This is a genomic window from Psychrobacter sp. AOP30-A2-5 (assembly GCF_052378115.1).
Taxonomy (GTDB): Bacteria; Pseudomonadota; Gammaproteobacteria; order Pseudomonadales; family Moraxellaceae; genus Psychrobacter.
Genome location: NZ_JBQSXK010000003.1, coordinates 214,575 through 224,342, shown reverse-complemented (window position 1 = coordinate 224,342; position 9,768 = coordinate 214,575). Strand labels below are relative to the sequence as shown.

The 9,768-nt window shown below is 38.3% G+C and carries 5 protein-coding genes and 2 tRNA genes; 4 read left to right on the top strand and 3 right to left on the bottom strand.

The genetic code is table 11. From position 1 onward, the window contains the following. Positions 1-714: hypothetical protein (locus ACT3S4_RS04600; RefSeq protein ID WP_444760566.1), on the top strand; the 714-nt coding region annotated here is incomplete at its 5' end. 286 nt (positions 715-1,000) lie between these two features. Here ACT3S4_RS04600 and ACT3S4_RS04595 read toward each other — a convergent pair. Next, positions 1,001-3,064 (bottom strand): hypothetical protein, encoded by a 2,064-nt coding sequence (locus tag ACT3S4_RS04595; protein ID WP_444760565.1) that lies wholly within the window; start codon positions 3,062-3,064, stop codon positions 1,001-1,003. Between the two features lie 550 nt (positions 3,065-3,614). Here ACT3S4_RS04595 and ACT3S4_RS04590 point away from each other — a divergent pair. Beyond that, positions 3,615-5,993 (top strand): AAA family ATPase, encoded by a 2,379-nt coding sequence (locus ACT3S4_RS04590; protein WP_444760564.1) that lies wholly within the window; start codon positions 3,615-3,617, stop codon positions 5,991-5,993. Continuing rightward, positions 5,990-7,267 (top strand): McrC family protein, encoded by a 1,278-nt coding sequence (locus tag ACT3S4_RS04585; protein ID WP_444760563.1) that lies wholly within the window; start codon positions 5,990-5,992, stop codon positions 7,265-7,267. Before ACT3S4_RS04590 ends, ACT3S4_RS04585 begins: the two co-directional genes overlap by 4 nt. A 339-nt stretch (positions 7,268-7,606) precedes the next feature. Here the strand turns inward: ACT3S4_RS04585 and ACT3S4_RS04580 are convergent. Continuing rightward, positions 7,607-7,683 (bottom strand) — tRNA-Asp (locus ACT3S4_RS04580). Between the two features lie 65 nt (positions 7,684-7,748). Continuing rightward, a tRNA-Val gene (locus ACT3S4_RS04575) sits at positions 7,749-7,824 on the bottom strand. A 296-nt stretch (positions 7,825-8,120) separates the two neighbouring features. Between ACT3S4_RS04575 and ACT3S4_RS04570 the strand changes: the two genes are divergently transcribed. Beyond that, the gene (locus tag ACT3S4_RS04570) at positions 8,121-9,758 is read left to right on the top strand and encodes a cardiolipin synthase (RefSeq protein ID WP_444760562.1); all 1,638 of its coding nucleotides are present in this window, start codon (positions 8,121-8,123) and stop codon (positions 9,756-9,758) included. Positions 9,759-9,768: the final 10 nt, after the last annotated feature.

Sequence of the window (9,768 nt, the reverse complement as noted above, 5' to 3'; positions counted from 1 at the left end):
CTTAAAAACAGGCGAGATATTAATAATATCCATAATTTATATAAAATCAGACTAAATATCCTTGAAAAAATAAATACTATTATTGTTCATCAAAAGAATAAAGATACTATAGATAGTCTATTACAGCCATTTTTAAGTTATTTGAAAAAGAGCGAAGAAACGGAACAGCTAATTGAGTGGTTTGTTCGAGCAGAAGATATTTTTTATCAGCCAGCAAGTTTTTGGCACATTTGGCGAGTATTTTATCCTGAGATAATTAACCTTTATCCTCAAACTAGCTACAATCGTGATTACGACAATTTAATTATTAACTATCTACTTGCTTGGGGAAGTTGGAAGCAGAATACAAAAGAATGGCGTAGCTTAAAAGAAAATAACTTATGGTTATATAGTAGTATATCTAAAGATTTAGGCTATCACCCTTCGGTACTATATTCAATTGCAAGAGTACTAAATTCAGTAGCTAGCAACTTCCAAGATCAAGGTATTGATTGGATTAGTAGTATCACTTCAAATAATTATGATTTAAAACTTGGAGACGTTGAATCTGATACTTTGTTTAATTTAGAGAGTTATTTACGTCAATACCTATTTTTGAATCGTCAAAGAATTAAGCAAGATGTCAGATTAAAAACTAAAATAATCAACATTTTAGACTTTATGGTTGAGCGAGGTTCAGTTCATGGTTATTTATTGAGAGAGAGTGTTCTATGAGGTGTTGTGATAGCCATTCACTCTCGACTTTCAATTACAGCAAGTTGAGAGAAAAAGCCCCAAACAAGCTAATGTTTGAGGCGAAATAGCTTAACTTATTTTATCACTACTCTCTAAAATTAAATGCCTGTCTATAACTTCCAGTACATCGTCAGACTTAAAATACTTACAAATTTTCTCATAGCCGACCGCTTGACCATCTCTACGATCTCGAAATACCGTATTGATAATATCATCTTTCGAGTACTCAGTAGCGTTATCTAGGATATGAGAGACTAGTTCAGCTTCATTTAGCTCGCAGGCTAGATATGATTGGAGTGTATCCGTCGATGCCACTCCAATCATATCTAGCGCTAGGGTTTGCACCTTGATCAATTAGTAGCTTTGCTATTTTTCGCATTTCGCTCAAATCGAATAACTCGTAGTTTGCCTGAGTTTGTTCTTTAAAAACTTCAGATACCTCTTTAAGAATAGCCATTGCATTTGAGCTTTTTTTACTTTGAGCAAGATGTTGAGTCACCTGTTGTCTATTGAAACCCATACTACCTTGAGTTTCTCTAACAAAAGCAGAAAACTCAAAATCACTCATCCTAGCTATCGCTTTTTTTGGATCTTTAGTCATCATATTAAACTGGTTAAGTAGCAGTTTTGAGTTCTTAATTGTTCCAATTAAAGATATACACATAGTTAATGCATCAAGGTGACCACTGCCGCCTTTTTGACTCACATCCGCTCCTAGGCTTAGGATATGTTCAACGACTTCAAGTCGTCCAGTCTGCACTGTACTTAATAACGGAAAAAGATGCTTTTTAGCGGTTACCGCGTTGATTGTCTTTGGCGCATAGTCCAAATCTTTAAGCGCTTGATAAAAGCTATCGTCTGGTTCATGAGGCTCAGTCAAATTCATGTGCTGTAAAGCGACTAATAAAGCTGATTCGTTGTTATCAGAGAGGATATTGATGTCAGCACCAGCTTGCAAGAGTTGATTAACGGCATCTAGGTCTTCTAGCAACGTATTCCAAATGAGCTGTGTTGTTATTTGCTTCTTCTTATTCTTATCTCTATGGAGCTTATCATTGTCATTTATTTTCATTTTTTTATTGGTTTTTTTGAGATCAAGCTTCAGTTCTTTTGCATCTAAATATACAGGTAGGATAGCTGAACTCACCTGGTATTTTTTTGGTAGTTCAACCTTAAAGTTATTGAACACCCTCTGAGCATTGCTTCGCCACATATTTATTTCCCAGTCTTCAACTAGGTTTTCTTTCTTGCGTTTGGTATCCTCAGTCACTATCGTAGGTAGAGTGTAGCCATATAGATTTTGAATGCTTTTCAGCTTTGATATTAAACTCATATCAGGTGACTCTTGCCAGCTAGCAATGACAAAACCAACTTCAATAATCCGCTCGCATAAATGTCCTGACCGATATAGGCTCAGCTCGAATGCATTAACAAAATATTCTTTGGCCTGCTTTACTTCATCCTTCGAAAAACTGCTTAGACTATAAGTCAGCAATTCTAAAATAATAGTAGAAGGCTGATGAAGGAATTGCTCATCTTTCTTCTGATATAGAGTGGCTACATATTGCATATCACTCTCTTGTAGTGCTAATAGTAAGTCTTCGAATTGAACCATTAGAGCTTCAAAAGATCTAGGCGACTTGAAATATTGAGTTAATAATTCAAAATCATTATGTCTTTTAAAGTAACCCAGAGCACGAGCCGTTATTAAGAAGACGAGGATATTTTTTGATATATCATGGCGCTTAGGGTTGAGAATCGACAGCAAACTGCCATAACTGGGTAGGTCATCGCCGCGACGCCATGCCGTAAGCTTATCTTTATCACCCTTAGATAAACCTGCATAAAAGGCACTCCAACCTTTAACTCGTTTTTCAACTATTTTAAAAGCAAGCTCCAAGCTTGTAGAGGTATCGGTCATTAGCTCAATATAGTCAGATTTTTGAAAGGGTTTTGCTCTTATCCCTAAAAAAGAGACAATATTAATTAAGTGAGGACAAAAGAAAGCTTCTATTATCCAAGTTCCAATATCATCTCTATGCTGCTCTGATAGATTATAGGTTGCTACTATCTTTATATAGTCATCAAACATTTGCGCGATTAAAGCTTTAAGCTCGTTCTCAACTGATTTTTTTAGCTCAACTCGTTCGATAACTTTATGTATATGTGTATTGATAAGCTGATCAAGCTCATTCTTGCTTAGATATAAATCTTGGCACTTGCTGTCTAATAAGTCATTATCAGCCTTGCTATCAAGGGCTCTAGCAATCGCTCTTACTACTTCAGCAGGGAAAAAATAAGGGCTCTTCTTAATGCTTGTAGTTCTCATTGTGTATATCCTTCTTTTGTATGTCTAATATCGTTGATAAAATTTTTAAGAGCTCTATGATCGCTCGGTGTTTTAGAAAAAGTAACAGATTGTCCACTTGGCGCAACGATCTGATTGTGTTTTCTTCTCTTTCTAAACAACCAGCCTTGCTTTATAAGGCACTTTATATGATGATTAAAATCTTTATTGGTCGAATATCTCATATTTTTGAAAGCAGATGTGGCTTGCTACCGCATCTGCCTCTCCAAATTAATTATATTTGAATTTATTTAGGCTTTGCATTTCCGCGATTTGATCCTGAGGGATTACGTGTACCATTCTTCGTTGGCCAGTTTCCACCGTTGCCTTGGTTCGAAGTTGGCTTTGCTTGTGTAGACTTACTCATGGTGTCACTCCTATTTTGTGTATGCCTTTAGTGGCATTTATATAGTCTCAAACATTCGAGCGACCTCCCACTGGGTTAGTGCCGTAAAAATTTTTATTTGTGATTAAATGCTCTATCAACCGTTTTCTGGTTGTAATTTTTGAGTTTTTTAAAGGAATTAGCAGTATGGGTGTAACAAAAATAGATAGTGATTTGGTATCGAAGATTATTGAACTAAGCCAAGACGATGCGATTACAAGTAGACCTGAAGGCGTTGAAAAGCTTTATGAAGAGTTTTTAAAGAAGTTTCCAAAAAATGAAATAACGGAATTAACTCAGGAACAATACTGTTTAGGTCAAGGGTCTATCACAGATAATTATTGTCGATGGATAGAGCGTGAGCTACAGCCTATGTTTGGTCGTTATATGCCGGGCACGGCGAGAGGTCATCTACTTTATCTACAAAAAGATGGAACACTATATAAACATCAAAGCTTGAGCGACCTAAGTGACGATGATGCATTGAGTTATGTTCTTAATATACATCAAGTGATAATCGATGCTGACGTTAACGCTGATATCACTTGGATTGACCAAGATAATGAGGTATATGATCGCGCAGGTGTAGATCCTAGATGTGTTATGGGAGCAGGACGTCGTGCTCGTTTAGTATCTATATACAATCCAGACATTATCCTACCTATTTCCTCTACCGTTCATATCAAGCATTTTCTGAAAGCGTTAGGTCTTCCTGAATCGGAAATACCTCCTTATAAAAATGTGATCCAACGCTTATTAATGCTTACTGATGTATACCAAGCTATTAAAAAAGAACATAATTTAGATCTCACTCCGCATCAGTTTATGTCAGTTCTTTATAGTGATAAGTTGGGCATTAAACCAAAGAAAGTGACAGTTGATGCTAGTTCCAATGATGAATTAAATGAGCCATTAATCGCGAATATTTCTAATTATAGTTCTCCTAATCAGATTCTCTATGGACCCCCAGGTACAGGTAAAACCTACTCAACCACATGGCGGGCTGTTAGCTTAGCAGATCCCGAATGGTATTTTGAGCTGGAAGAACAAGATTTAGCTCCTGATGATCAGAGGAACGTTACTAAGGAAAGGTACGATGAGCTCGTATCAGAACAGCGTATAGCTTTCACTACCTTTCATCAAAGCTTTGCTTACGAAGACTTTGTTGAGGGAATTCGGGCAAAGACTGATGACGACACAAAGCAAATTTCCTACGATATAGAAGACGGGATATTCAAACAGATTGCAGACCGTGCGGCTAATATAGTTACTAGAAATAAAATAGAAGGATTAGCTGAAAAACCAAAGTTTTGGAAGATATCGTTAGGTGATGTATGGCAGAAAGAGCTGCGTGAGTATTGTTTTGATAATGATGAAGCTCGTATAGGTTGGGGGTATACGGGTGATTTAAGTACTAATTTATCAGAGCGTAGTCAACAAGAGAAAGACTATTTAAAAGGTATGGGTAGTAATGACAGGTCTTCTATTAAAGATTTTTCTGAAAACATTGAAATTGGAGATGTGTTGCTTTGCCTTAAGGATCAGAAAACCATACGAGCTGTTGGTATCGTCACATCAGACTATGTCTTTGATACAAGCTTCAAGGGTCTCGCAGAGTTTCACCATACTCGCAAGGTGAACTGGATTCTACGAGACATTAATTTTGATATATATACCTTAAATAACAATACAAACTTAACTCAGAAAACTTGTTATAAAATTAATAGATTTACGTGGGATGATTTAGCTAAAAGTTTGGAGCATCAAGATTACTCACTAGATAGTCAGTCTATAAGTAACTCGCCAAAAGCTTCAAAAAATCACGTACTGATTATTGACGAAATCAACCGCGGCAACATATCTCGTATCTTCGGTGAGCTTATTACATTACTTGAGCCTGATAAGCGTAAAGGCGGTACAGATGCGCGCGAAGTCATACTGCCTTATTCTAAAGAGAAATTCTCAGTGCCCTCAAATCTTTACGTACTAGGAACTATGAATACCGCTGATAAATCTCTTGCACAGCTGGATTTAGCATTAAGGCGTCGATTTGATTTTATTGAGCTATTACCTAAGCCTGAACTTTTAGATGGCATAATAGTTCATGGTATTGCTGTATCTGAAATATTAGCAGTAATGAATCAACGCATCGAAGTGCTATTAGATCGTGAACACACCATAGGGCACTCATATTTTTGGTCTTTGAAAGACTTGGATTCAGACGAAGAACAGGAAAAAGAACTAGGTAATATTTTTAAGAGACGGATTATCCCGTTACTGCAAGAATACTTCTTTTCAGACTGGGAGCGCATTGGTTGGGTGCTGAATGATCCTAGCAAACATAATTCAGAACGATTTATTCAAACTGGAAATATATCTCCAGTAATTAGTGAATTATTTGATAGTAGCATCAAGGGTTTAAATGATCGTCGTTACCATATCAATGAGACTGCTTTTAACAATCCCGAATCCTATAAGAAAATATTAATCCAACCTGAGTATAAATCTTCGGATGGCGAAGCATGATTCAAGTCAGAGAATATGCTCAGCTGACAACAGATAAGACAGCATGTCCTAGCTTAGATTTAGCTATTATCAAGCAAGAAACATTTGATTGGTTAGTGGAATTAAGTGAAAAAGAGAGCTATGGGCGGTTTATTACTTATAAGCGTCCACAATACTTACAGCTACATTCTTACGTAGGTTATTTAGAAAGTCCTTGTGGTGAAGGTATTGAGATACTACCAAAGACAGGATTAGGTTTACAGGAACCAGATAAGAGCAGAGCCGTCTTATGCAAAATACTAAGCTCCCTCTTAAACTTATCTCATAAAGAAGCCCAATCCGCCAATCTCAATCGAATGAATCTACCTATTCACGAATGGATATACTACCAATTTTTATATCTGTTGAAGGAGTTGGTAGCGTCTGGACTCAGATTTGACTATCAAAGAATCGAAGAAGAAAGTAGATTTATTCGTGGCCAGCTTGATATTACAGTCCAACAAAGGCAAACAGTTGGTAGAGCTCATCTTTTTCATATTCGTCATGATGTCTATCATCCCAATCGACTTGAGAACCAATTAATTAAAACGGCATTGGATTACGTACACCAGCACTGTAGAAGCTCTGAGAACTGGCGACTGGCTAATGAGCTATCACACATCTTAGAACCTATAACGAGTCTTAGAGATCCTTTAAACTCAATGCCTAAATGGTCAGACATCAAAATATTGCAATCCTATCGAGCGATAAAACCATGGTGCCAACTAATACTTGAAAAGCTTAATCCAAACTTTCAAAAGGGAGAGCATCGGGGTATTGCATTGTTATTCCCAATGGAAATTTTGTTCGAGAAGTATGTAGCAAGCTGTCTACGACGAGATATCAAAGCACCTTGGCAACTAACAACACAAGCTTCTAGTAAGTACATGGTGAATGACCAAGAAGGTTTGAAATCGCGCTTTCAATTAAAGCCTGATTTATTAATCAGTCAAGAAAGAAAAAACCACCATATACTTGATACTAAATGGAAGTTAATAAGCTCAAATAGCAATAAGAAGAATTTTAATATAGAACAGGACGATATTTATCAGCTATTTGCTTACGGTCACAAATATTTGAATGGGTGTGGGGATATGATGCTTATTTATCCTAAACATCATCAGTTCGAAACACCTTTGGACTGCTTTCATTTAGCAGGAAAATTGAGGTTGTGGGCAATACCATTTTGTATTAAAACTGACAAATTGGTTATTGGTGAATGGGTAGAAAGGTTTCCATCTCTATCTCATACTTAACTTGAGTCTAGTACTTTAAGCTACTGGACTTGTCGATAAGATCAAATTTTAGGGATCAGTTACTAGCAGCAAGCTTTAACAACCTTGGTCACAAAATGGTCACCGTTTGGTCACCGAGTACTTGGTCACCGATTTTCAAAGCATAGAGTGCTTGTAAGAAAACTTATCATTCATGCATTGTTAAAGAGTAGAGCATTTCGTAAAGGTCAACATAGGGAAAACATCCAACCCTTATAAACACAGGCTTCTAGAATAACTGCAGACACAAAAAAACCTCAAGTAAACTAATACTTGAGGCGAAACTTGCTTAAACTCGAAAGTCTAAATTCGTTTTAAATATGGCGCAGCGGACGGGACTCGAACCCGCGACCCCCGGCGTGACAGGCCGGTATTCTAACCAACTGAACTACCGCTGCTTAGGTCGTACTTAGTTTATTTAACCACTTAGCCTACTACTTGAGAGTAACGCTATACCAAATAGTGGTGGGTGATGACGGATTCGAACCGCCGACATTCTGCGTGTAAGGCAGACGCTCTACCAACTGAGCTAATCACCCTTCGAACAATTGCTAAGCAATTTATTCAACATCAACTGAGCTCTAAGTTTGTCACTAAGCTCTGCTGCTGTGGGTGTGTATTATATAGATTTACACATGGCTGTCAAACAGTTTTTTAACTATTTTGAAAAATAATTGAAAATACTGTCTGAAAGCTATTATTAATAGTAGTCTGAGGCACGTGTTTACTAAGGTTGCTGCCTAAAAACTTATTATGGTTAGTCATTGTTTGATGGTCAAAAACTACTATACTATTGAGGGTGTTTTACGACTCATGCTTTATTTTATGTTGATTGTTGGAGGCGGGCATAGAAAATTCCACTATTGAACAAACTTTTACGACCTGGTCTTGGGGAGACTTTGCAGGCTTGGGTCTGGTATTGCATGTTGTTCTCATGATAGTAATGACGCTACGTGTTGTGTCGGTACAGCGCAATATCGGTGTATCTATTGCTTGGATTGCTGTGCTCTATACCTTGCCTCTTTTCGGCTTTATCGCTTATATACTATTGGGTGAGCCGATGATAGGGCGGCGCTATCGTCAACGGGTAGACCAAGCAAGCTTATTGATGGATGATATGGCACGGCGTGAGAATTTGGTTTTTGATCAGGGACAAGAGCTGCTGCCAGCCAACTACCGCGGTGTCAGTCAAATAGGCACGCGTTGGACGGGGCTGGGCGTGTTTCCTAATCACAATATGCAGCTATTGACAGATCCTCATACTATTTTTCAGAGATTAATCGAAGATATCAATGCCGCTCAGAGTATTATCTTGATGGAGTTTTATATTGTTTATCCTAAAGGACAAGTACTAGAGGTGATAGAGGCACTGTCAGCGGCAGCGCAGCGTGGTATTGAGTGTCATATATTGGCCGATAGCGTGGGCAGCTTTAGTTTCTTTAATAGTAGCGCCCATCGTACATTAGAAAAAGCAGGTGTTTTTGTCCATCAGTCACTACCAGTGGGTTTATTTAAAACGCTATTTAAGCGCTCTGACTTGCGCAATCATCGTAAAATTGTGGTGATTGATGAGCACATTGGCTATATCGGTAGCTTTAACTTGGTCGATCCAAGATTTTTTAAACAAAATAAAAACGTTGGACAGTGGATCGATGTGGCGATACGCACGACCAGTCAACACTCTATTAGTATTACGACCGCCATGGCGATCGTGGTGGCCACGGATATTGGTGCGGAAAACAACGATAATTTAGACGCGCTCAATCAGCGAGTGAATGGCTATACTCGTAAACTATATGTGATGAACCCAACCATTAATGATTTAAACAGTAGGGTAAAGGTATTGGCTGGTGAGGTGGACTATCATGAGCAGCCAAATATTGGCTCGACATCGATTGTGATACCGAAGATGCCGATGGTAGAAGGGGTGCTGGCGCAGCTGATACCCTCCGCACCGCAAGTGACGGCCCATGTGATTTACAATACATTGGTGACCGTTATTCATCGCGCCAATAAACGCATTCGCATTACCACACCGTATTTTGTACCTGACGAGGCGCTCTCAGGAGCATTAACGATCGCTGCCAAACGCGGAGTTGAGGTGACGCTGATTGTCCCTGAAAAGGTGGATTCGTTTCTTGTACAGCATGCGTCACAAGCCTACTATCAAGAGCTGCTCGAGGCAGGCGTGACGATTGCCTTGTTTAAGGGTGGTTTGTTGCATACCAAAACAGTGGTTATCGATGATGATTATTGTTTATTTGGTACTGTAAACATCGATATGCGCAGTTTTTATCTAAATATGGAAGTGAGCTTGGCCATTTATACACCAGAGATGGTCGCTCAAGTGGCTGATTGTCAAGAAGTCTACTTACAAAGTTGCCGTTTTTTGAGTTTAGAGCAGTGGCAACAGCGCCATGGTGCAGAGCGTTTGTTTGATAATGTGGTACGCTTATTTAGTCCTTTATTGTAGCATTTTCGAT

Bases quoted from the DNA above. Each gene is read 5' to 3' on its own strand.
- ACT3S4_RS04595 (WP_444760565.1), bottom strand. From the start codon at position 3,064: ATGAGAACTACAAGCATTAAGAAGAGCCCTTATTTTTTCCCTGCTGAA.
- ACT3S4_RS04590 (WP_444760564.1), top strand. From the start codon at position 3,615: ATGGGTGTAACAAAAATAGATAGTGATTTGGTATCGAAGATTATTGAA.
- ACT3S4_RS04585 (WP_444760563.1), top strand. From the start codon at position 5,990: ATGATTCAAGTCAGAGAATATGCTCAGCTGACAACAGATAAGACAGCA.